Genomic DNA, 22,150 nt, shown 5'->3' on the forward strand with positions numbered 1-22,150 from the left:
GCTCGTATTGACGGACGTGATGGTGTCGTTCGACTGTGAGCGCTCCCACTCGAAGGGAGTGAGCGGATGCGAGCGCGCATCGCGGCACTGGTCGCCGTCTCGCTGGCGTTGCTGGGGCTCGGAGCCGCCATGCGGCCGGCGAGCGCGGCCGCGGCCGGGTGCGGCGTCGCGTACAAGATGACCAGCCAGTGGCAGGGCGGCTTCGGGGCCGAGGTCACCATCACCAACCTCGGCGATCCGGTCACCGCGTGGACCCTGGGCTGGACCTTCGCGAGCGGGCAGAGTGTCACCCAGGCCTGGAACGCCACCGTCACCCAGTCCGGCACCGCGGTCACGGCGAAGAACGTGAGCTACAACGGCACGATTGCGACCGGGGGCACCGCGAGCTTCGGCTTCAACGGGGCGTACACCACCGCCAACCCGATCCCGGGAGCGTTCACAGTCAATGGCGTGGCCTGCACCGGTTCGCCGACCGCCTCGCCCTGCGCCACGCCGTCGAAGAGCCCGACGCTGAGCCCGACTCCAAGCACGACTCCGAGCACGCAGCCGAAGATCACCATCTGGCTCGCGGGTGACTCGACGGTCGCCAACCCGTCCGGCGGCGTGTGCCCCGTCGGGTGGGGCAGCCAGTTCGCGCCGAACTTCAACGCCAATGTGACGGTCAAGAACAACGCGGTCGCGGGGCGCAGCATCCAGACGTGGCTGTACGACCCCAACGTCACGACGGCCAAGGGCTCCGACGGCGAGTGCACCATCAGCCCGAACACCTACTCGACCCGCTGGCAGGGCATGCTCGACGCGAGCACCGGCATGAAGTCCGGCGACTACCTGTTCATCCAGTTCGGTATCAACGACGGCGACTCGGCCTGCCCGCGCCACGTCGGCTCCGCGCGGTACAAGCAACTGCTCGGCGTCATGGCCGCCGCGGCCAAGCAGCGCGGCGTGAAGGTCGTCATGCTGACCCCGGTCGCCGCGATCACGTGCAGCGGCAGCACGGCGACGGGCAACCGCGGCTTCCTCACCGAGACCACCGACGCCGCGGGCGCGAACGGTGTGCCGGTCATCGACCTGCACAAGCTCTCGTACACCTACTACACCGGCGCCGGGCTGTGCCCGAACAACGGCGACTACACCCAGGGCGCCGTCGGGGCCTTCTTCTGCAACGACCACACGCACTTCGAGACCGCCGGGGCCGTGCAGATTGCCCGGCTCGTGGCGACCGCCGTGCGCAGCCAGAAGCTGGATCTGATGGGGTATCTCAAGTGAGGGCCGGTCTGCGCATCGCCGCCGCCGTGACGGGCACGGTGCTGGCCGGGGCCGGGATCGCTGTCGCGCTGGCCGCCACCGGTGACGGCTCGCCCTCGGACGCGAACATCGCCTTCGTCGGCCGCTGGGACCGCTCCAACGCCAGTGCCTATGTGCCGAACTGGGCCGGGGCCTACTTCCGCACGGGGTTCACCGGGACGACCGTGAAACTCAAACAACGCAACACGATCGACTTGTACTACAGCATCGACAACGGCGCCGTGCAGTACATCCAAAATGTGTCCGGCACCGTGAACCTGGCCCCGTCGAAGCTCGCCGCGGGCAACCACACCCTGATGGTCTCCTACCGCGTCGTCGCGGGCTCCTACACCGGCGACGCCGTGTTCCAGGGCCTGGTGCTGGGCTCGGGCGCGAAGACCCTGCCCGCGAACGTGCCGCCGAAGCTGGTCGAGTTCGTCGGCGACTCGATCACGGTCGGCACCACGTCGTCGAAGAACGCGCTGACCGCGTACGGCTGGCTCACCGGCGAGCAGATCGGGGTGCGCCACACGCAGATCGGCTACGGCGGCGGCTGCCTCGTCGCCACCGCGGACGGCTGCGTGTCGGTGGCCTCCCAGTTCCTCAAGACCGGGTACTCGGCCACGAGCGCCAACTGGGACTTCACCCGCTACACCGCCGACGCCGTCGTCATCAACCTGGGCACCAACGACAAGAGTCACGGCGTCTCGTCGGCCGACTTCCAGAACGGCTACGTCAACTTCCTCAGGACGGTGCGCGGCAAGTACCCCGGCGCCGCCATCTTCGCCCTGGAGACGTTCTCGAAGCGGTACGTCACCGAGACCCAGGCCGCCGTGACGACCCAGAACAACGCCGGCGACCGCAACATCTACTACGTCAACACCGAGGGCTGGCTGCCCAGCGACGGCCTGAGTGACAGCGTCCACCCGAACGACAAGGGCCACCAGGCGATCACGGCCAGGCTTGCCCCCATCGTGGCCGCCAAGCTCACGCCCGTCACCACGTCGCCGTCACCGACTGTGCCATCGCCCACCACGCCCGTGCCGACGCCCACCACGCCCGTGCCGACGCCCACCACGCCCGTGCCGACGCCCACCACGCCCGTGCCGACGACCGCCGCACCGGGAACGTGCACGGTCGCCTACCGCATCACCAACTCGTGGCAGGGCGGCTTCGGGGCCGACGTGACCATCACCAACCTCGGGGCACCCGTCACTGCCTGGACGCTGGGCTGGACGTATGCGAGCGGGCAGAGTGTCACGCAGGCCTGGAACGCCACGGTGACGCAGTCGGGGACCGTGGTCACGGCGAAGAACGTGAGCTACAACGGCACGATTGCGACCGGGGGCACGGCGAACTTCGGGTTCAACGGGGCGTACACCTCCAGCAATCCCGTCCCGGGAGCGTTCACACTCAACGGCACGCGCTGCTCGACCGCCTGAGCATCGCCCCCGGACGCCCGGTGAGGTCCCGCACGGTGGGCCTCACCGGGCCGTTCCGCGAATGGCAACCGGCCACGGCCGAGAGCACGGCCGGGAGCGCGACAGAGAGCACGGCAGAGAGCACGGCAGAGAGCACGGCAGAGAGCACGGCAGAGAGCACGGCAGAGAGCACGGCAGAGAGCACGGCAGAGAGCACGGCCGTTCAAGCTGGCGCAGCCGACCCGGTGACCATGAGCACGGCCCGGGTCGGCCCGCGGGGGCATGCGCACGGCTGACCATGAGCACGGCCGCGGGCCGGCCCTGGGTCATGCGCACGGCCTCGGGCCGCAGCGGCGCGGGCGTGACAGGATGGCGGCCCATGGGGGATGACGAGGTCTTCGCGGAGATCGCACGGCTGGTCGCGGCGGGGGAGTACCGGGACCGGTATCACGGCCGGGCCGGCTTCGACCTCGAGGGCGACCCGGGCGAGATCGGGGAATGGCCGGAGGGCGAGCTCCACCGCATCTACCACCGCCGCAGCGCGCGGTACGCGACCGCCCGCGCGAACGGGTGGCTCGAGCCGCTGCCGCCGCTCGCACCGGCGGCGCCGGAGCTGGTCGAGGAGGTGGAGGCGACTGCCCGCCGGAAGTTTCCGCCGCTGCTGCGCCGCCTCTACCTGGAGGTCGCCAACGGTGGGTTCGGCCCGGAGTACGGCATCAAGGACCTGTGGGCGGGCCATCCCCTGGTGACCCGGGAGCGCTCGGTCGCCGGCCGGGCCCGCCCCCGCATCGCGCGGCCGTTGTGCTCGTGGTTCAACGGCGGCCTGACCGAGATCGACCTCTTCGACGGTCAGGTCTGGGGCACGACGGCGTACGCGGTGCCGACCGGCATCCCGCACTCCTACCCGCAGGGCCTGACCGTCACCGAGTGGCTGGCTCGCTGGCTGGAGGGGCGCGCCTACCCGCCGCTGCTCGTGCGCGACGGCGCCGCCTGGCGGCCCGGCACCGAGGCCGAGGAGCGGGCCGCCTTCGAGGAGCGCGAGGAGAACCGCCGCAACCCGGAACCATTCCAGGACGACGAGGACTGGCCGCACTAGGTCGGGTTTCGGATCGGTCTGAGCCGCTGGCTGATAGACGGTGCTCGTCAGCCTCGGGAGGCCGTTCGCCGTGTGCCGGGGCCGGTGGTGACGGGCTCGCCCGCTGCGAGCAGGCCTCAGTCGTCGTGGGTCAGATGCGGCCAGAGCGCGGGCCAGGCGGCCGTGGGGCCGGTGCAGAGGCTCAGGTCGAGGTGGTTGAAGTCGTTGTCCACTTCGTACGGTGTGACGAACGTGCCGACCGTGTGGCAGTCGGCGAAGTACGGCTGCAGCGTTTTGGCGGAATCGACCGCGAGCACGGTGGTGTCCGAGGCCGCGCCCGGCCCCCACATGCCGTAGGCGTTGTGGCCCGACAGGACCGGTGGCAGTCCGGGCGGGCCGAGCACGTCGAGCGTGGATGCCTCGGCGTAGTTGCCGGTGAAGATCGACGTCGGGGGCGTGCCGGCGCTGGTCAGCGCGGTGTTCTGGGCCGCGACGGCGCTGGCGAGCTGCGGCCAGCCGACGGTGTCGGCCACGTCGTTGCCGGTGCCGTGGGCGTGCAGGTCCCGGACCGGCCAGACCGGCAGTACCGAGGGCAGCGTGACCACGGTCGCGACCAGGATGGCGGCGGCGACGAGCCAGCGCCGCACGAGCGGGCGGCGGCCCCGGGCGAACCAGCGCTCGGTGGAGACCGACCCCGCGGCGAGCACGAGCGGCAGCAGGCCGGAGGTGTAGTAGGGCTTGCCGGGCACCCAGGCCAGGACGTACACCGCGACCGCGGTCACCGTGACGGCGAGGTAGCGCACGTCCGGCGTCCGCCAGAGCCGCACCACGCCGGCGATGAGTATCGGGAAGGTGAGCAGGCCGCCGTAGACGAGCTGCGCCACCGGCCCGCCCAGGTACGCCGCCGTCGACGCGTTCTCCCGGTGCAGCGCCGCGGCCATGGCGAACTGGGGCCAGCCGTGGGTCGCCTGCCAGATGACGTTCGGCGCCCAGATGACCGCGGCGACCGCGGCCCCTAGCCATGGCCACGGCGACCGCAGGACGTCGAACCGGCGGGTGAGCAGCAGCCCGACCGCCAGCGCCAGCAACAGCAGCGCGACCAGGTTGTTCGTCTGCAGGCCGAGACCGGCGGCCAGCCCGGCGCCGAGCCACCATCGGGGCCGTTCGCGCGCGATCGCGGTGCTCACGCACAGCACGACCACCGTCCAGGCCAGCAGCGCCGGCGGGGTGGTGTTGCCGATGTGGACCGCGCCCAGCAGCACCGGCGTGCCGGACATGCACAGCGCGGCCAGAATGCGGCCGATGCGACCGGCGCCGAGCAGCACGGCCTGCCGCGCGGCCAGCACGATGATCGTGCCGCCCTCCAGCGCCGGCAGGACGCGCACGGCGGTCGGATGCGTGCCGCCGATCAGCTCGCCCAGCCGGGCCAGGAGCGGGGCCAAGGGAGGCTGGTCGACGTAACCGAACGCGAGGTGGCGGCCGGCTTGGATGAAGTACAACTCGTCCTGTTGAAATCCATAGCCGGCGCTGAACGCCAGCTCGAGGACGACGAATGCGGCGGCGATGATCCAGACCAGCACCGGGAGGCGTTCGTCGGTGGTCGGCTCGGTCACGGTTCACCACCTTTCCACGGTTCGCGGTTGCTGTGGAACCGTGTACAGGTGGCTGTGCCGGATCTGGCGGAATTGCTCGCGGCGCCCGAGGACGACGTCGTGCGATGCTGTGCGGTCTCGACGCGGCGGCCCGGGCGGATCTGGCCCGGCAGGTCGACGCCGCCTACCTCGCGGCGCGGTCGCTCACGGACCGGGATCGCCGTCGCCTCACGCTGTGTCGTGTCGCCACCGTGCCTCCGGCGTCGACGGTGGAGAGCCTGCCCCGCGACGGCGAGTCGCTGCGCGTGGCGGTCGCTCGCGGCCGGCGCCACGTGCAGGCGGTGGCCGCCGCCGGGGTGCGGTGGATGGCCGAGGTGGCCGAGCTGGGCTGGGTGTTCCTGGGCGTTCGCGAGCTGGAGCGGCACGGCGGGGTGACGCTGGCCGCCGACGACGAGTACGTGCTCGCGGTCATCGGCCCGTTCATCGACGCCGGCTGGTGGGCGGGCGGGCAGGCGGCGCGGCGGTACGAGCCGGCCGCGCGCACGTCCGACCGGCTGCGTGCCGATCCGGAGCTGCTGGAGAAGGTGTTCTGGCGACTGTTCGAGGTGGACCGGGCGCAGTCGCCGAGTCTGGCCGGCGTCGATCGGCTGCTGAGCGGGCCGGGTGCGACCTGGCGGGAGGCGGTCCTGGACCTGATCGCGGCGGGCGCGCGTTGAGGCGAGCGGGATCGCCGGCCGGGCGGTCGCCGGTTGCGTGGGCGCCGTTGGGGCGAGTGGGATCGCCCGCCGAGTGGGGGGAGACCGTCGGGAATGATGACACCGTGATCGAGCACGGCGCCGGGCTGTTCGGCCGTCAGGAGGCCACGCGGGCGCTGGGCGCGCTGGTCGAACGGGTTCGGGCCGAGGGCGGCGCCGTGCTGGTGCGGGGCGAGGCGGGCATCGGCAAGTCGGCCGTGCTGGCCTGGACGGCGGGGCGGGCGGCGGACGCGGGGCTGCGGGTGCTCAGCACGACCGGTGTCGAGTCGGAGGCGCAGGTGGCCTTTGCCGGGCTGCACCAGCTGCTGGCGCCGGTGTTGGGGCAGGTCGATCCGCTGCCTGACGCGTTGCTGGCCGCGTTCGGGCGGGCCGATGTCGCCGCGGTGGACCCGTCCCGGCTGGCGCTGGCCACGCTGGATCTGCTCGGCGAGCTTGCGGCGGAGCAGCCGGTGCTGCTCGTCGTCGAGGACGTGCACTGGCTCGATCGGGCCAGCGCCGACGCGCTGGCGTTCGTTGCCCGGCGGCTTGCGTTTGAGCCGATCGTTCTGGTGGTGGCGGCGCGCGATGGGTTTCACGGGCCGTTCGACGATTTGGGGCTGGCCGAGCTCCGGCTCGGGCCGCTGCGCCGGGCCGACGCGACGGCGCTGCTGCGGGCGCGGGCGCCGCAGCTGGGGGCTACGGTCCGGGAGCGGGTCCTGGACGAGGCCGCCGGCAATCCGCTCGCGCTGGTGGAGCTTCCGGCCGTGGTCGACGCGGGGCCGGTCGGGGTCGTCGCCCTGCTGTCGTTGTCGGCGCGGCTGGAGCGGGCGTTCGCGGCCCGCGTCACGGGGCTGCCGGCGGCCACCCGGTCGCTGCTGCTGGTGGCCGCGCTCAACGACGGGCGGGCGCTGGCCGAGGCGCTGGCCGCCGCGCCGGCGACCGTCGAGGAGGATCTGCGGCCCGCGGTCGATGCCGAGCTCGTCGAGGTCAGCGACGGGTCGATCCGCTTCCGGCATCCGCTCATGCGCTCGGCCATCCATCAGCGCGCGAGCCCCGACGAGCGGCGGGCCGCGCACCTGGCCCTGGCCGGGGTCGTGGCCGGCGATCCGGAGCGGCGGCCGTGGCATCGGGCGTCGGCGGCGCCCGGCCCCGACGAGGACGTCGCGGCCGATCTGGAGGCGGCGGCGGCCCGGGCGTACCAGCGCGGTGGCATCGAGACGGCGGCGGCCGCGCTGGAACGGGCGGCCGGGCTGACCGCGGACCCGGACGAGCGGGCCGAGCGGCTGCTGCGGGCCGCGGACCTGGTCGCCGAGCTGGGCCGGTGGACGGCCGTCAACGATCTGCTGATCCGGGCCGGGCAGGGTGAGCTGTCGGCCGAACAGCGGGTGCGGCTGCGCTCGATCCGCGAGGTGTTCGAGGACGGCGTCGGCCCGGTCGCCACCGGCACCACGACGCTGGCCCGGCTGGCCGAGGGGGTGGCCCGGGCCGGGCGGCGCGAGCTGGCGGTGAAGCTGCTGGCCAATGCCGCCTCGCGGTGCTACTTCACCCAGCCCGGCCCCGAGGTGCGCGAGGACGTCATCGCCGTCGCGGAGCGGATCTTCGACGACGAGTACGACCCGCGGCTGCTGGGGTTGCTGGGCTTCGCCTCGCCGGTCGAGCGTGGTGCGGCCATCCTGGAGCGGCTGCCGGTGGCTCTCGAGCGCATCGGTGGCGATCCCGCCCTGACGCGGCAGCTGGGCAATGCGGCGCTTTCGGTGGGGGCGTACGACGTGGCGGTACAACTGCAGGGGCCTGGGCTTGTCACGGCTCGGGCGCAGGGGCGGCTGGCGACGCTGGCCCGGCTGGTCGGGGCCCGGGCCTGGTGCACCGTCAATCTGGGCGAGTTGTCCGACGCCATCCCGAATGCCGAGGAGGCCGTGTGGCTGGCGACGGAGACCTCGCAGGCGAACCTGCGAACGCTGGCGCGGGCCCATCAGGCGTCGGCGGCGGCCCTGCGGGGTGACCACGACGCGACCGAGCGGATCGCGGCCGAGGTCGAGCGCGAGGGGCTGGCCATCGGGGCGCGGATCATCCTGGCCGGCGCGCAGATGGCCCGCGGGCTTTCCGCGCTGGGTGACGGGCGGTACGCCGACGCCTACGAGCATCTGCGCCGGGTGTACGACCCCGCCGACCCGGCGCACCACCTGTCGCTGTGCTACGGGCTGTCCAGCTACGTCATCGAGGCGGCGGTGCGCAGCGGGGCGGCCGGCGAGGTGCAGGCCCTGATGGCCGACCTGGAGCGGCGGGCCGCTGCGATCCCGTCGCCGGCGCTGCACATCGGCCTGCGCCACGCCCGCGCGCTGCTGGCCGACGAGGAGGAGCCCTACCTGGAGGCGCTCGCGGCCGACCTGACCGCGTGGCCGTTCGCGCGGGCGCGGGTGCTGCTGGCGTACGGCGAATGGCTGCGCCGGCAGCGGCGAGTGGCCGAGTCCCGCACGCGGCTGCGGGCGGCGCGGGAGGAGTTCGACCGGCTGGGCATCGGTCCGTGGAGCGACCGGGCCCGGGCCGAGCTGGCGGCGTCGGGCGAGCGCAGCCAGAGCCGCGCGCCCGGGGTGCAGGACCTGCTCACCCCGCAGGAGCTGCAGATCGCGCAACTCGCCGCGGCCGGCCTGACGAATCGCGACATCGGGCAGCGGCTCTACCTGTCGCACCGGACCGTGAGCACGCACCTGCAGCGGATCTTCCCCAAGGTGGGGGTGGCGACGCGTTCGGCGCTGCGCGGTGTGCTCGGCGGGTCAGGCGAGGTCTAGGCGGCTCAGGTCGGCGCGGGACGTCACGCCCAGCCGGGGGAAGACGCGGTGCAGCACCGTGCTGACCGTGCGGTGGGAGAGGTACAACCGCTGCCCGATCTCGCGGTTGGTCAGGCCCTCGGCGGCCAGCTGGACGATCTGCAGCTCCTGCGGCGTGAGCTGGTCGCGCACGGCGGGGGCCCGGCCGCGGCTGGACTCGCCCGACGCGCGCAGCTCCTGGCGGGCCCGGTCGCTCCAGGCGTTGGTGCCCAGCGCGTCGAACAGTTCGCGGGCGGTGCGCAGCCGCGTGCGGGACTCCGCCACCCGCCGCTGCCGGCGCAGCCACTCGCCGTAGGCCAGCAGCGCCCGGGCGCGTACGAAGGGCCAGCCCGGGATGTCGGCCCGCAGCGCCTCCTCGTAGCGCTGCTCGGCGGTGTCGTCGCCGGCCAGGACGGCGCGGGCGTGGCGCAGGCCGTTGTGCAGCGCGTCCGCGGGGGTCAGCAGCGCCCGCCGCTCCATCGTGGCCATGATGCCGGCGATCGCCTCGGCCCGGCCGCTGCGCGCCGCCGCCTCGGCGAGGTCCCCGATCGCGGCGCAGCCGTGCATCACGTGGTGAGCCGGGTCGGCGGGGTCGTAGAGGCGGGCCAGGGCGTCGTAGGCGTCGGCCGGGCGGCCGCCGGCCAGTGCGGCGAGCCCGCGGGCGTGCACGACGACGGAGAGGGAGGCGGGCATGCTGTGCCGCTCGGCCGCGCCGGCCAGCCGCTCCAGCCGGTCGGCTTCGCCACGCAGGGCCGCGATCTTGGCCTCGGTGGCCTGCGCCAGCGCCGCGAGGTGCGGCTGGGCGGTCTCGTCGGCCCGGCGGCCGGCCTCCTCGGCGGCGGGGATGGCCACGCCGAGGTTGGCCAGCTGTACGGCGGCGTTGGCCTGGGTGATCAGTGCCCGGGCGACGAAGCCGAGCCGGCCCTGGGCCCGCAGCGGGCCGAGGGCGGCCGTGGCGAACTGCAGGCTCAGGTCGAACGCGCCCACCGCCGCGGCGGCGTTGCCGAGCAGCCGGGCGGCCAGCGGATCCCCGCCGGCGTCCGGGGCCCAGAGCCACAGGTTGTCGATGACCGCCGCGCCCCGGTCGATCGGCGCCGTGTAGGCGAGGATGCCGACCAGCCGGGCGTCGGCCGGGTCGATCGGCATCCGCTCGGCGACTTCGACGACGTCGCCGCGGACCTCCGGCCCCGGATCGTTCCAGAACGCCGCCGTGCCGGCCGCGCCGAGCAGCATGAGGGCCAGGTCGGTGTCGCCGTCGGCCAGGACGCTGTGGGCGAAGCCGACCAGGGAGCGCACGCCCTGCCGGCCCTCATGGGCGTGCTCGCGGAAGCCGCCTCGGACTCAGGCCAGCCGGGCCTGCTCGGCGGTGCTCAGGGTGGCCGGCTCGACCGCGTCGAGCAGCCGGTCGACGAGGTCCTGGCGGCCCAGTTCGAAGGCGATCTCGGCGGCCCGGATGCGCCGGGCGATCCCGGCTCGGGGGTCGAGGCTCAGCTCGGCCGCGCGCTGCAGGGCCGCGACCGCCGCCACGACCGCGCCCTGGCGGTAGGCCCGGTCGGCGGCCGCGTCGAGGTCCGCGGCGATGCCCTCGTCCGGGCCGGGCGTCGCCGCGGCCCGGTGCCAGACCTGCCGGTTGGGCTGCCCGGCCAGGACGTCGACGAGCGCCGCGTGCACGGCGGAGCGCTCGGCGGCGCCGGCCCGCTGCCGCAGGGCGGAGCGCATGAGCGGGTGGCGCAGGTGGAGCCGGGCTCCGCCCGGTCCGATGTCGGCGAGGCAGGCGGCGACGGCGGGTCCCAGGTCCTCGGCGCCGCAGCGCCGCCCGGCGACCATGCTGCCGGCCGCGAGGATCTCGGCCAGCAGGTCGGTGTCGTTGAGCGCCGCGACCAGCAGCAGGGTCCGGGTGACGGCGGGCAGGGCGGCCACCCGGGCCCCGAACGCCTGCTCCAGCCGGGCGGTGAGCGGCAGCCAGGCGGCCGGGAACGCGCCCGCGCCGGCCGGGACCGGGGCCAGCGGCAGCTCGACCAGGGCCAGCGGATTGCCGGCCGCCTCGAGCAGCAGCCGGCGGCGCAACTCGGGCCGCAGGCCGGGCGCGCAGGCGTCCAGCAGCTCGCCCGCCGCCGCGGCGTCGAGCCGCTCCAGCCGCAGCTCGGCGAGGCCGGCCGCGTCGAACGGGGTGTCGAAGCCGTCGCGGATCGCGGCCAGCAGCACCACCGGCTCGGCCTCGAGCCGTCGCGCTGCGGGGCGGGCAGATCCGCGATGCCGGCCAGCACCGGCTCCAGCAGCGCCCGCAGGCCGGCAAAGGGCAGCTGCGGCTGCGACTCGACGCCGACCGCGCTCAGCACGTGCAGGCCCCGCCCAGCGGCCGCGCGGGCGCCCGCCGCGAGCAGGACCGACTTGCCGATGCCAGGCTCCCCGCGCACCAGGACGGCCGCACCGCGCTCGGCGATGCCGTCGAGGAGCTCATCGAGGCGGCGCGACTCGTCGCGCCGCCCGAAGAGGATGTCGCCCGGCGTCATGCGGCTCAGTCTAGGAACCGCAGCAGCGCGCGCATGAGCTCCGCCTGATGCTCCTCGTAGATCCAGTGGCCGGAGTCGGCGACGACGAGCGGGGTGACGTTTGTGGCGTAGCCGAGCACCTGGTCGGGAACCTTGTGACCCAGGCTCCCGCTCGCCCCGATGGCCAGCACGGGCACGGTGAGCTTCGTCTCCCCGAGCCGGGCGTTGTCGTCGATGTCCTTCGGGAACGCCCGGAACCACTCGAAGCTGGCCCGCAGGTGGGCCGGGTCGCGCAGGTACGAGGCGAACTCCCGCACGTCGGCGTCGGTGACGGCGCCCTTGCGCACCTCGAGCGAGTCGATGAACCCGCCCACCCACTGCTCCTCGCGGCCGCTGACCATGCGCTCGGGCAGGCCGTTGGACAGGCTGAAGAAGCCGAAGTTCCAGGCGGCGGGGCCGTCGGCGGTCAAGGACGGGAAGTTGTACAGGCTGAGGTCCGGAATCGGCGCCTCGCTGAGCACGAGCCGGGTCACGTCGCGCCGGTACGTGGCCGCGTAGGAGTAGGCGACCATCGTGCCGATGTCGTGGCCGACGATGCGGATGTCGTGCTCGAGGCCCAGCTCGACCAGCAGCCCGTGCACGTCGGCGGCCATCGTCGCCTTGTCGTAGCCGCCGGCCGGGGCGTCGCTGCGCCCGGCGCCGCGCAGATCGGGCGCGATGACCGTGTAGTGCTTCGCGAGCTCGGGCAGCAGGCCGCGCCATTCGTACCAGGTCTGCGGGTAGCCGTGGATGAGTACCAGCGTCGGGCCGTGCCCGCCGCGGACGTAGTTGAGGGAGACGGCGCCGACCTTGGCCCGCTGCTCGGTGAACCCGGCCGGCACCCGCCGCTGCGGTGGGCTGGCGGCGGCGCCGGTACCGAGCGCGAGCACCAGGCTCAGCACGGCCAGCAGGAAGGTCAGGGGGCGTCGGGTCATGAATGCTCCTCGATGGTACGGACGACTCCGATCGAGGTTTGTCGACGCGGCGGCCCGCGCGCTTCAGTCATGTGACTGGCGTCGCGGCCGCTGCCCGGGACCGGTGCGGCCGTCGGCGTACTGATGCCCCGGCGGCCGCGGCCCGCGCAGACTCCGCCGTGACCGCCCGGCCGGACCGGCTGGGCGACGAGAAGATCGGGGACCGCGCCGTGGAGGATCCGTACCACCTGCAGCCGCTCGAGGGCCGCCCGTCGTTCTGGTTCCTGGGCGGCCGGGTGCACGTGAAGGTGCCGGGGGAGCGCACCGACGGGCACCTGAGCCAGCTCGAGTTCGACGATCCGCTGGGCCAGGCGCCGCCGCTGCACGTGCACGACGGCGAGGACGAGGTGTGGTACGTCCTCGACGGGAAGATCACCTTCTTCGTCGGCGACCGCTCCTTCGACCTGGAGGCCGGGGCGATGGCGCTCGGCCCGCGCGGTGTGCCGCACAGCTACCTGGTGCGCTCGGCCCGCTCCCGGATGCTGGTGAGCTACGGCCCGGCCGGCATCGAGCAGTGGTTCGCCGAGAACGGCTCGCCGATCGCCGCCATCGACGACGCCCCGGCCGCGTTCGACGTCGGCAAGATCATCGCCTCGGCGGAGCGCTTCGGCCTGCGAGTGGTCGGGCCGCCGCCGTCGCTCTAGGGCTCACTCGGCCGGCATGGCCTCGAGCGCGTCGCGTAGCTCGGCCCGGCCGGTGATGCCGAGCTTCGGGAAGATGCGATAGAGGTGCGAGCTGACCGTGCGGTGGGACAGGAACAGCTGGTCGGCGACCTGCTTGTTGGTGTGCCCCCGGGCGGCCAGGCGGGCGATCTGCAGCTCCTGGCTGGTCAGCTGGGCCAGCCGGCTCTCGGTGCGCCGCTGCACGACCAGCCCGGAGGCGCGCAGCTCGGTGCGGGCCCGTTCGGCCCACTGCCTGGCGCCGGCGGCGTCGAACGCCCGCATCGCGGCGGTGATCTCGTCCCGGGCCTCGCCGATGCGGCGCTTGCGGCGCAGCCACTCGCCGAACGCGAGCCGGGTCCGGGCCGCCTCCAGCGGGTGCCCGGCGATCCCGGGCTCGGCCAGCGCCCGCTTGAAGTGCTCCTCGGCCTGGTCGGTGAGCAGCCCCCGCGAGCGGTGCGCGAGCATCCACAGCAGCGACGAGTCGAGGGCCCGGGCGGCGGCCTCGACCTCGTCGATCCAGCCGGCCGCCCGCCCCGTCTCCCGGGCCCGGACCGCGGCCTCGACGAGGTCGCCGATGACCAGCAGGCCCGCCTCCGGGTGGACCAGCACCGCCTCCAGCTCCCGCAGCGCGTCCTGGTGATGGCCCTCGGCCAGCGCGGACAGCCCGGCGGCCCAGTGCCGGCCGGCGACGATCATGGCCGGCGGCGCCGGGGCCAGCTCGCGGCACCGATCGAGCTTCGCCGCGGCCAGGGTGTGCTCGCCGCGCCAGGCGTGCACCCGCGCGGCGATCACCGCCGAGTGGGCGGCGATCGCCGGCAGGTCGAGGTCCTCGGCCAGCCGGCCGGACTGGTCGGCGTCGGAGACCGCGTCGGAGAGCCGGCCGGCCGTCAGCCGCACCCGCGAGAGCCGGCCCAGCGTCATGGCGTGGTCCGCGACCGCGCCGTCGCGCCGGAAGGCCTCCGCGGCCGTCGACCAGCCCTGCTCGGCCAGGTCCCAGACCTGCAGCGACTCCGCGGCCTCGCCGATCCCGGCCGCGACGATCGGGGGCAGCGCGGTCAGGTGGGCGGCCATCGCCCGCAGCGCCGGGGTGACCAGGGCCGCGTGCCGCACCGGGTCCAGGGCGGCCAGGGCCAGGACGACCCGCAGGTCGGCGGCCGGCAGGCCGAGCGCCCGGATCTCGTGCTCGACCTGCGCCCGGACGGCCGGCGCGGCGCCGTCGGTCATGCACCGGAACGCGGCCTGCACCAGCGTCGACGCGCCGACGTCGAGGTCGTGGGGCACGGCGGCGCGGCCGACGGCGACCGTCTCGACCAGACCGCGTATCGGCAGGTTGGCGTTGGTCGCCATGATGATGTGGGTGAGCACGAGGTTGGCGTGCAGCACCGGGTCGGCGCTGGCCCGGGCCGCCTCGGCGATCAGCCGGTCCACGGCGGAGGTGAGCCCGGCCTGGCGGGCGGCCTCGGCGGCCAGGCCGAGCCGGCGGCCGCGCTGGTCCGGGTCGGGGGACAGGTCGGCGGCCCGCTCCAGGGATCGCATCGCGTCGCCGACCGCGCCGCGGGCCCGGTCCCGCTCGGCGGCGGCCTCGAGGTCGGCGGCGACCGGCTCGTCGCGGCCGACGGTGGCGGCGGCCCGGTGCCAGGCGGCCCGGATCGGGTCGTCGGCCAGGGCCTCGGCCAGCGCCCGGTGCATGGCCACCCGCCGGGCGAACGGCGCCGCGCCGTAGATGGCCGACCGGACCAGCGGGTGGCGGAACTCCAGCCGGTGGCCGACCGAGCGGACGAGCCCGGCGTCCTCGGCCGGGACGAGCCGCTCCAGGCCCAGGCCGAGCCGCGCCCCGGCCATCGCCAGCTCGGTCAGCGACGACTCGGTGTTGACGGAGGCCAGCAGCAGCAGGTCCCGGGTCGGCTCGGGCAGGGCGTCGACCTGCCCGGCGAACATGTTCTCCAGCCGGACGCCCAGCGGCAGCCGGTCGGGCAGGATCGTGGCGTCGTGCAGGCCGCGGTCCTCGATGCCGCGGGTCAGCTCGACCAGGGCGAGCGGATTGCCCTCCGCCTCGGCCAGCACCCGGGCCCGGGCCTCGCGGCTCATCGCCGGGTTGAGCCCCGTCACCAGCTCGGCCGCGACGGCGTCCGGCAGGCGGTCCAGCCGGATCTGCCGCATGCCGAAGGGGGCCAGCGGGTCGCGCTCGCCGGTCCGGCACGTGGTCAGCAGGACGATCCGGGTCTCGGCCAGCCGCCGGGCGACGAACCCGATCATGTTGACCGTCGGCTGGTCCATCCACTGCACGTCCTCGATGACCAGCAGCAGCGGCCTGGTCTGCGCCACCTCCTCGAGCAGGCCCAGCACCGCCACGGAGATCAGCAGCCGGTCCGGCGCGGTGTCCGGCCCGATGCCGAACGCGCTGCGCAGGGCCGCCCGCTGCCGCTCGGGCAGCGCGTCGACGCGGTCCACGACGACGTGCAGCAGCTGGTGCAGCCCGGCCAGGCCCACCCGGGTCTCGCTCTGCACGCCGACGCAGGTCAGGACGCGGAACCCGGTGGCGGCGGCGAGCCGGCGGACCTCCTCCACCAGGGTCGTCTTGCCGATGCCGGCCTCGCCGTGCACCGCGACGGCCGCGCCGTGCCGGTCCACCTCGGCCAGGACGGAACGCAGCACGTCCAGCTCCGCGTCACGGCCGAGCATCGTCACCTCGCCCATTGCGTCGGAGAGCCGGCCCGGTGCCGGCCCACGCCGAACGCTACGGACGTGGGAGCGCGACCGGCATACGTCACGTGACGGGTGTCCCCTCCCCGTATGCTGGGCCCGTGACGCCGCTGAAGATCGTCGAGACGAGCCCGGGCAACTACTCGCTGCTGCTCAACGCCGGGACGACCGCCGTCGACGAGCTCGTGGAGGAGCTGGGGCACGAGGCCAACGGCTACTTCTGGGAGGGCGTCGCGCAGCTGCTCGTCGCGACGGAGGCGCCGGAGCTGGAGGGGCGGCTCAAGTACGACCCCGAGGGCGGCATGTTCGCCGCCTACGGCACGGACCGCTCCGCCCTGGAGCAGCTCGGCGCGCTCATGGCCGGCGTGGCCAACGACGCCGACCGGATGCGCGCCGTCGTGGCCCTGGCCGCCGAGCGCGGCTTCGAGTTCGACGACTGAACCAGGGCAGGCGGCTGAGCCAGGGCAGGCGACCGCGTCAGGGCAGCAGCGCGTCGACCACCGCCGCCAGCGGGCCGTGCAGCTGCTCGGCGGTCGCGTCGCGCAGCGGCTGCAGGCCAACGGCCGACCGGACGACGGCGATGCCGACGCCGAAAGCCACCACGAGCTCCGCCTCCAGCAGGCGGTCGTCGCCCTCGTGCCCGGCCGCCGCGAGGACCTTCCGGCCGAAGTCGAGCAGGGCCTGGCGGCGCAGGCCGTCGACCTGGGCGTCGCCGGAGACGCGCAGCAGCATCAGCACCGGGTGCTCGTCGAACTCCGGCCACGCCTCGCTCGACAGGTGGCGGGCCAGCGCGTCCGCGAGCGCGGTGCGGTCCCAGGGCCGCTCGCCGTCGCCGCCGAACCGTGGTGACGCGGACATGGCCGCCTTGAGCAGGCCCTCCTTCGACCCGAAGTACCGCTTGATCAGCGCCAGGTTGACCCCGACGTCCCCGGCGATGTCGCGCAGGGTCGTGCGCTCGTAGCCGAGGCGGGTGAAGCGCCGGGCCGCCGCCTCCAGCAGCGCCTGCCGGGTCGCCGCCGCATCCCGGCGCCTCACCCGCCCCGGTGTGGTCTCGGCCACCGCAATCTCCTCTCCGAGCGCCGCGTAGGCTACGGTCGCGCAAGTAATCATATGATGACTTGTCGAAGGAGGCCGGCGTGGCCACCACCGCTCTGCTCGTCATGGACGTCCAATGCGCCGTCGTCGAGCGCTACCCCGACCCCGGCTACCTGCCCCGCCTGCGCACCGCGATCGACGCCGCGCACGCCCGCGGGCTCCCCGTGATCTACGTCGTGGTCGGGTTCCGCCCCGGCCGCCCGGAGATCAGCCCGCGCAACCGCATGTTCGGCCGCCTGGCCGGCGCGCCCGAGTCGCCCGCCGAGGCCGCGAGCATGCGGATCCACCCCGACATCCAGCCCGGCACCGGCCCCGCCGCCGGGGACATCGTCGTGACCAAGCGCCGGGTGAGCGCCTTCGCCGGCAGCGACCTGGACGTGGTCCTGCGGGCCGGCGGGATCGAGCACCTGGTGCTCACCGGCATCGCGACCGGCGGGGTGGTGCTGTCCACCTTGCGGCAGGCCGCCGACCTGGACTTCGGGCTCACGGTGCTCGCCGACGGGTGCCTCGACGACGACCCCGAGGTGCACCGGGTGCTGGTCGAGAAGGTCTTCCCGCGCCAGGCCGAGGTGCTCACCGTCGCCGAGTGGGCGGCCTGAGCGGCGGCTCCCCGCTCGCGCGGCACGTTCTCACCCGCGGAGAGGGGCGGCCGGCGGCCGCGGCCCGGCCAGGCTTGTCCGCATGGCCAGTCGCCGAAGCCGCCCGGTCGTGCCCTCCCGCGCGTCCATCGGCAGTGCCCCGGTACGCCTGCCGGAGCTGGGCCTGGACGCGGAGTCCGCGTACGACGTCGTGCACGACGAGGCGATGCTCGACGGCAACGCGCGGCTGAACCTCGCGACCTTCGTCGGGACGTGGATGGACCGCCCCGCCGATCGGCTCTACGCCGAGACGCGCCAGAAGAACCTGATCGACAAGGACGAGTACCCGGCCACGGCCGAGATCGAGGACCGGTGCGGCCGGATCCTCGCCGGACTGTGGCGGGCCCCCGACCCGGACCGGGCCATCGCGACCTCCACGGTCGGCTCGTCGGAGGCGTGCATGCTGGCCGGGATGGCGTTCAAGCGCCGGTGGCAGGCCCGGCGGCGGGCCGAGGGCCGGCCGGCCGACCGGCCCAACCTGGTGCTCAGCTCGGCGGCGCAGGTGTGCTGGGAGAAGTTCGCGAACTACTGGGAGGTCGAGCCGCGGTTCGTGCCGATCAGCGAGGAGCACCCCACGCTCGACGGTCACGACCTGGAGCGGTACGTCGACGAGCGGACCATCGGCGTGGTGGTGATCCTCGGGGTCACGTACACCGGCATGTACGAGCCCGTCGAGCAGGTCGCCGCCGCGCTGGACCGGATCCAGGCCACGCACGGCCTCGACGTGCCGATCCACGTCGACGCGGCCTCGGGCGGATTCGTCGCGCCGTTCCTGCAACCGGACCTGCCCTGGGACTTCCGGGTCGCGCGGGTGCACTCCATCAACGCCAGCGGGCACAAGTACGGCCTGGTCTACCCGGGCGTCGGATGGGTGGTGTGGCGCGATGCCGGGCTGCTGCCGGAGGAGCTGGTGTTCCGGGTCAGCTATCTCGGCGGCGACATGCCGACGTTCTGCCTGAACTTCTCCCGCCCCGGGGCGCAGGTGCTGCTGCAGTACTACACCTTCCTGCGCCTGGGCCACGAGGGCTTCCGGCAGGTGCACGCCACCGCCCAGGACGTCGCGCGGGGACTGGCCGCGGGCATCGCCGGGCTCGGCCCGTTCGAGCTGTGGAGCGACGCCGAGGACATCCCGGTGTTCGCCTACCGGATGCGGCCCGGCCACACCGGCCACTGGAACCTGTACGACCTGAGCGCCGTGCTGCGCCAGTACGGCTGGCTGGTCCCCACGTACCCGATGCCCGACGACCTCACCGACACCACCGTGCAGCGCATCGTGGTGCGCAACGGCATGTCGCACGACCTCGGCCGCAAGTTCCTGGAGTCGATGGGGGAGGCGGTGGCGCACCTCGAGCGCCTGGACCGGCCGCTGCCGCACGACGGCCCGAAGCGCTCCGCCTTCCACCACTGACGTTCCCGGACGCGGCCGGCGGCTCAGGAGGCGCGGCGCAGGCGGGTGCAGGCGTCCAGGGCCTGCTGCAGGGCGGTCTCCACCGTGGTCAGGTCCTTGCGGTCCAGGGCCAGCCGGACCCGGGTCAGGCACGCGGCGAGGACGCGCTCCTCGCCGCGCGGCTGCGGCGGTCTCGTCGCGCCGCCGCGAATCCGGATCAGGGCGCCGTTCACGGCCAGCCGGGTCAGGTCCCGGTGGATCGTGGCGGTGGAGGCGCCCGTCGCGTCGCGGATCTCCTCGACGGTGACGTACTCCCGCCGCGCCAGCAGGTCCAGGATCCGCTGGCGGCGCAGGGACGGCAGCATCTGGGCGGTGTTCATGAGATCGGGTACAGCTGGCCGTCGGTGGCGACCGCGGGCGCGAAGTCGACCTCGCGGCCGTCCAGCGTGAACCGGTACCGGCTGAGCCGCCGGATCTCGGGGGAGGCCTCGAGGTAGGTGCGCAGCTCCTCCAGCTCGGCCGGGGTCAGCCACGCCGGCGGGTCCGACACGGCCCGGAAGCCGCACACGTCGGCCAGGTCCCGCAACCACTGCAGCTGCTGCGGCGTGAGCAGGTTGAGCTTGCTGCGGAAGTAGATGACGTCCGGGTCGACCTCGACGAGCGGGGACTGCCACAGCCGGTGCACGCTGTTCACGACGGCGTTGCGGGCGGTGGCGTCGGACGGGTCGACGGAGGCGTAGTTGTCCCACATCGGGGCCACGTCCGGGCCGCTGCGCAGGCCGTCGAGCAGGCCCAGCGACGGCAGCAGGATCGCGCCGGAGCCGAGCAGGTAGACGTCCTCGCCCGCGGCCTCGCGGATCACGTGCAGGGCCTCGCGGTAGACGCGCTCGCGGTCCCGGCCCGGCAGATACGCCGCGGCCGCGTTGATGAAGTCGAGCTTGAGGTACTTGAACCCCCACTCGTGCACGACGGTGCGCACGACCCCGGCGACGTGCTCGCGGGCGTCGGCGCGGGCGAGGTCGAGCGCGTAGTACGGGCCGCCCCAGTTGTAGCCGGCGACGACCGGCCGGCCGGACGCGTCGCGCAGCAGCAGCTCGGGCCGCTCGGTGGCCAGGCGGGACGTCGGCAGGGCGATGAACGGGGCCAGCCACAGCCCGGCGGTGAAGCCGGCCTCGGTGATCTGCTTGACGAGGCTGCGCATGCCGCTGGGGAACTTGGCGTTGGGCGTCCAGTCGCCGACCCGCTCCTCCCAGCCGTCGTCGACCTGCACCACGTCGAACGGCAGGCCCGCGAGGTCGGCGATGTCCTTGGTCAGCTGGGCCTCGGTGACGTTCTCGTAGTACGCGTACCAGCTGCACCACACGTTGCCGGCCTTGCGCCGGCCCGTGCCGAAGCGCTCGGCGAGCTGGTCGGTGTAGGCGCGGAACACCTCCTCCTCGGGCCCGTAGGCGAGGAACCACTCGGCGCCGCCGCCCGCGTACCAGCCGGTGAGCGTGTCCTGGTCGGCGGTGAGCCGCGGGGTGTCCAGCCCCAGCGCGCCCAGCAGCAGGGTCCGGCCGTCCGCGCCCTGCAGCGCGGCGACGGCGGAGCCGTGGTGGCGGCCGGGGTCGTCGAACGCGGGGTCGTCCGCGGTCACCAGCCGGGTCGGGTTGGGGATGCGCAGCGGCGGCTCGCTGAGCCGCCGCCAGCCGCACGGGCTCCACGAGTTGTGGCCGTGCCGGTAGAAGGAGGCGTCGCCGAGCCCGTGCAGGATCGCGATCCGGCCGGGCGGCAGCAGGATGCCGCCTGGTACGGGCCGAGGCGTCCCGTCGCCGGTGTGCTGAAGGGCGAAGTGACGACCGCCGAGCTCGACGACCTGTGCCATGGTTCTCCTTAACGAAAGTGCGTCACGAACTACTTGAAGAGCGCGTTGACCTGGTCGTTGGCCTTCTTCAGGGCGTCGGCCGGCTGGGCGGAGCCCAGGACCACGCCCTGCAGCGAGTCCTGCACGATCTGGCTGATCTCGTTGCCGTGGTCGGTGATCGGCAGGAAGAAGGTGCCGCCGGGGGCCGCGGCCTCGTCGGTGAACACGTGCACGTCGCGGCCCGCGGCCTTGTGGGCGGCGAGGGCCTTGTCGGCGCCGGACTTCAGCGCCGGGAAGACGACGGCCTTGTCACCCACGATGTCCTGGCAGGCGGCCGAGCCCAGGAACTTCACCCACGCCCACGCCTGCTCGGGGTGCTTGGTGCCGGCGTAGATGGCGTCGGAGAGGCCGTTGATGGCGGTCTTGCGCCCGGCCGGGCCGGTGGGCAGCGGCGCGAACGCATACTGCTGCTTCGCCCCGGTGCCGAGGTAGGAGCTGATCGTCCAGGAGCCGACGATGGTGAAGGCGGCCTGCCCGGCGTCCATCACGGCGTCGCGGCCGAGGGTGGACTGCTTGTCGAACTTCGGCGCGTAGCCGGCGTCGATGAGGTGCTTGAACCAGGCGATGGTCTCGGCGAGCTTGGGGTCGTCGTACTTGTACTTGGTGCCCCACGGGTTCTTGTCGAGATACGTGAACCCGTTGGAGACCGCGAGGTCGCCCCAGCCGTTCTGGCCCTGGGAGCCGTCGGCCCATTCGGGCAGGAAGCCGTACACCTTCACCTTGGTCTTGTCGAAGGCCGGGTCCAGCCCGTTCTTGCCGTTGGCGTCGACGGTCGCCTTGGCGATCGCCTGCTCGAAGGTGCCGCCGTCGGCCGGGTTCCAGGTGAGCTTGTCCAGGCCGGTCGCGTCGGTGACGAACTTGGTGTTGTAGACCAGGGCCATGGTGTCCCAGTCCTTCGGCAGCCCGTAGCGCTTGCCGTCCTTGACGAACAGATCAGCCAACCCGGCCTGGTACTGGCTGAGGTCGACCTTGTCCTTGTCGACGAACGGCTGGATGTCGAGGATCTGGTTGCTGGACACGAACTGCGGGTAGTACGACGCGTGGTCGGTCCACACGTCGGGCGCGCTGCCGCTGGCGAGCTGGGTGGTCAGGTTCTGCCAGTACTGCGCCCACGCGGTCTGCGAGATCTTGACGGTGATGTTCGGGTTGGCCTTGGTGAACTCGTCGGCGCACGCCTGGTAGGCGGGCTGCTGCTTGTCGTCCCACAGCCAGTACTCGAGGGTGACCTTGCCGCCGGTGTCGTCGCCCGAGGAGTTCGAGCACGCGTGCAGCAGCGGTAAGGCGAGCGCCGCGGCGGTGACGAGCGCCGCCGTGCGGGAGCGTCTGCGCATTGGGGGATTCCCT

18 protein-coding genes and 1 pseudogene are annotated in these 22,150 nt (G+C 73.8%); 9 read left to right on the forward strand and 10 right to left on the reverse strand.

Features of this window, described 5'->3' with window-relative positions:
• The first annotated feature begins 66 nt into the window (after positions 1-66).
• The 3 genes from AC6JBM_RS10145 (at position 67) to AC6JBM_RS10155 (ending at position 3,801) form a co-directional block, all read left to right on the forward strand.
• Positions 67-1,266: a cellulose binding domain-containing protein gene (locus tag AC6JBM_RS10145; RefSeq protein WP_497983339.1), complete on the forward strand. Its 1,200-nt coding sequence runs from the start codon at positions 67-69 to the stop codon at positions 1,264-1,266.
• Positions 1,263-2,726, forward strand: coding sequence for a cellulose binding domain-containing protein (locus AC6JBM_RS10150; RefSeq protein WP_497983340.1), 1,464 nt, complete (start codon positions 1,263-1,265; stop codon positions 2,724-2,726). Before AC6JBM_RS10145 ends, AC6JBM_RS10150 begins: the two co-directional genes overlap by 4 nt.
• A 358-nt stretch (positions 2,727-3,084) precedes the next feature.
• Complete coding sequence (locus AC6JBM_RS10155; RefSeq protein WP_497983341.1) at positions 3,085-3,801, forward strand: hypothetical protein; 717 nt, start codon at positions 3,085-3,087, stop codon at positions 3,799-3,801.
• A 116-nt stretch (positions 3,802-3,917) separates the two neighbouring features.
• Here the strand turns inward: AC6JBM_RS10155 and AC6JBM_RS10160 are convergent, their stop codons facing one another.
• Positions 3,918-5,393 carry a glycosyltransferase family 39 protein gene (locus AC6JBM_RS10160; protein ID WP_497983342.1) on the reverse strand — a complete coding sequence of 492 codons (1,476 nt, stop codon included), beginning with the start codon at positions 5,391-5,393 and terminating at the stop codon, positions 3,918-3,920.
• Positions 5,394-5,497: 104 nt separating this feature from the next.
• Here AC6JBM_RS10160 and AC6JBM_RS10165 point away from each other — a divergent pair, with 104 nt between their 5' ends.
• On the forward strand, positions 5,498-6,088 hold the full coding sequence (locus AC6JBM_RS10165) for a hypothetical protein (RefSeq protein WP_497983343.1): 591 nt from the start codon (positions 5,498-5,500) through the stop codon (positions 6,086-6,088).
• A 104-nt stretch (positions 6,089-6,192) separates the two neighbouring features.
• Complete coding sequence (locus AC6JBM_RS10170; protein WP_497983344.1) at positions 6,193-8,895, forward strand: ATP-binding protein; 2,703 nt, start codon at positions 6,193-6,195, stop codon at positions 8,893-8,895.
• On the opposite strand, the gene AC6JBM_RS10175 is transcribed toward AC6JBM_RS10170, so the two are convergent.
• From AC6JBM_RS10175 to AC6JBM_RS10190, 4 genes and pseudogenes are all read right to left on the reverse strand, one after another.
• Positions 8,881-10,209 carry a LuxR C-terminal-related transcriptional regulator gene (locus tag AC6JBM_RS10175; RefSeq protein WP_497983345.1) on the reverse strand — a complete coding sequence of 443 codons (1,329 nt, stop codon included), beginning with the start codon at positions 10,207-10,209 and terminating at the stop codon, positions 8,881-8,883. The genes AC6JBM_RS10170 and AC6JBM_RS10175 overlap by 15 nt on opposite strands.
• Before the next feature lie 45 nt (positions 10,210-10,254).
• Positions 10,255-11,121 carry a hypothetical protein gene (locus AC6JBM_RS10180; RefSeq protein WP_497983346.1) on the reverse strand — a complete coding sequence of 289 codons (867 nt, stop codon included), beginning with the start codon at positions 11,119-11,121 and terminating at the stop codon, positions 10,255-10,257.
• Between the two features lie 95 nt (positions 11,122-11,216).
• Positions 11,217-11,426 (reverse strand): annotated as a pseudogene (locus tag AC6JBM_RS10185) (AAA family ATPase); the annotation flags it as partial.
• A 5-nt stretch (positions 11,427-11,431) separates the two neighbouring features.
• Positions 11,432-12,379 (reverse strand): alpha/beta fold hydrolase, encoded by a 948-nt coding sequence (locus AC6JBM_RS10190; protein ID WP_497983347.1) that lies wholly within the window; start codon positions 12,377-12,379, stop codon positions 11,432-11,434.
• 158 nt (positions 12,380-12,537) lie between these two features.
• Here AC6JBM_RS10190 and AC6JBM_RS10195 point away from each other — a divergent pair, with 158 nt between their 5' ends.
• Positions 12,538-13,062 (forward strand): cupin domain-containing protein, encoded by a 525-nt coding sequence (locus AC6JBM_RS10195; protein WP_497983348.1) that lies wholly within the window; start codon positions 12,538-12,540, stop codon positions 13,060-13,062.
• Positions 13,063-13,065: 3 nt separating this feature from the next.
• Here AC6JBM_RS10195 and AC6JBM_RS10200 read toward each other — a convergent pair whose 3' ends face one another.
• Positions 13,066-15,762, reverse strand: coding sequence for an ATP-binding protein (locus AC6JBM_RS10200; RefSeq protein WP_497986438.1), 2,697 nt, complete (start codon positions 15,760-15,762; stop codon positions 13,066-13,068).
• 122 nt (positions 15,763-15,884) lie between these two features.
• On the opposite strand from AC6JBM_RS10200, the gene AC6JBM_RS10205 reads away from it, so the two are divergent.
• On the forward strand, positions 15,885-16,223 hold the full coding sequence (locus AC6JBM_RS10205; protein ID WP_497983349.1) for an Imm51 family immunity protein: 339 nt from the start codon (positions 15,885-15,887) through the stop codon (positions 16,221-16,223).
• Positions 16,224-16,260: 37 nt separating this feature from the next.
• Here the strand turns inward: AC6JBM_RS10205 and AC6JBM_RS10210 are convergent, their stop codons facing one another.
• Positions 16,261-16,842 carry a TetR/AcrR family transcriptional regulator gene (locus tag AC6JBM_RS10210; protein ID WP_497983350.1) on the reverse strand — a complete coding sequence of 194 codons (582 nt, stop codon included), beginning with the start codon at positions 16,840-16,842 and terminating at the stop codon, positions 16,261-16,263.
• Positions 16,843-16,919: 77 nt separating this feature from the next.
• Here AC6JBM_RS10210 and AC6JBM_RS10215 point away from each other — a divergent pair, with 77 nt between their 5' ends.
• Together AC6JBM_RS10215 and gad are read left to right on the forward strand one after the other, a co-directional pair.
• Positions 16,920-17,477, forward strand: a complete 558-nt coding sequence (locus AC6JBM_RS10215; RefSeq protein ID WP_497983351.1) for a cysteine hydrolase family protein — start codon at positions 16,920-16,922, stop codon at positions 17,475-17,477.
• A gap of 82 nt (positions 17,478-17,559) precedes the next feature.
• Complete coding sequence (gene gad, locus AC6JBM_RS10220; protein ID WP_497983352.1) at positions 17,560-18,924, forward strand: glutamate decarboxylase; 1,365 nt, start codon at positions 17,560-17,562, stop codon at positions 18,922-18,924.
• A 23-nt stretch (positions 18,925-18,947) separates the two neighbouring features.
• Here the strand turns inward: gad and AC6JBM_RS10225 are convergent, their stop codons facing one another.
• From AC6JBM_RS10225 to AC6JBM_RS10235, 3 genes are read right to left on the reverse strand one after another with little or no spacing between them, the layout of a single operon-like run.
• Complete coding sequence (locus AC6JBM_RS10225; protein ID WP_497983353.1) at positions 18,948-19,283, reverse strand: DeoR family transcriptional regulator; 336 nt, start codon at positions 19,281-19,283, stop codon at positions 18,948-18,950.
• Positions 19,280-20,767: a glycoside hydrolase family 36 protein gene (locus AC6JBM_RS10230; protein WP_497983354.1), complete on the reverse strand. Its 1,488-nt coding sequence runs from the start codon at positions 20,765-20,767 to the stop codon at positions 19,280-19,282. Before AC6JBM_RS10230 ends, AC6JBM_RS10225 begins: the two co-directional genes overlap by 4 nt.
• 29 nt (positions 20,768-20,796) lie before the next feature.
• Positions 20,797-22,137, reverse strand: a complete 1,341-nt coding sequence (locus AC6JBM_RS10235) for an ABC transporter substrate-binding protein (RefSeq protein ID WP_497983355.1) — start codon at positions 22,135-22,137, stop codon at positions 20,797-20,799.
• Positions 22,138-22,150: the final 13 nt, after the last annotated feature.

It is taken from the genome of Dactylosporangium thailandense (assembly GCF_059739745.1).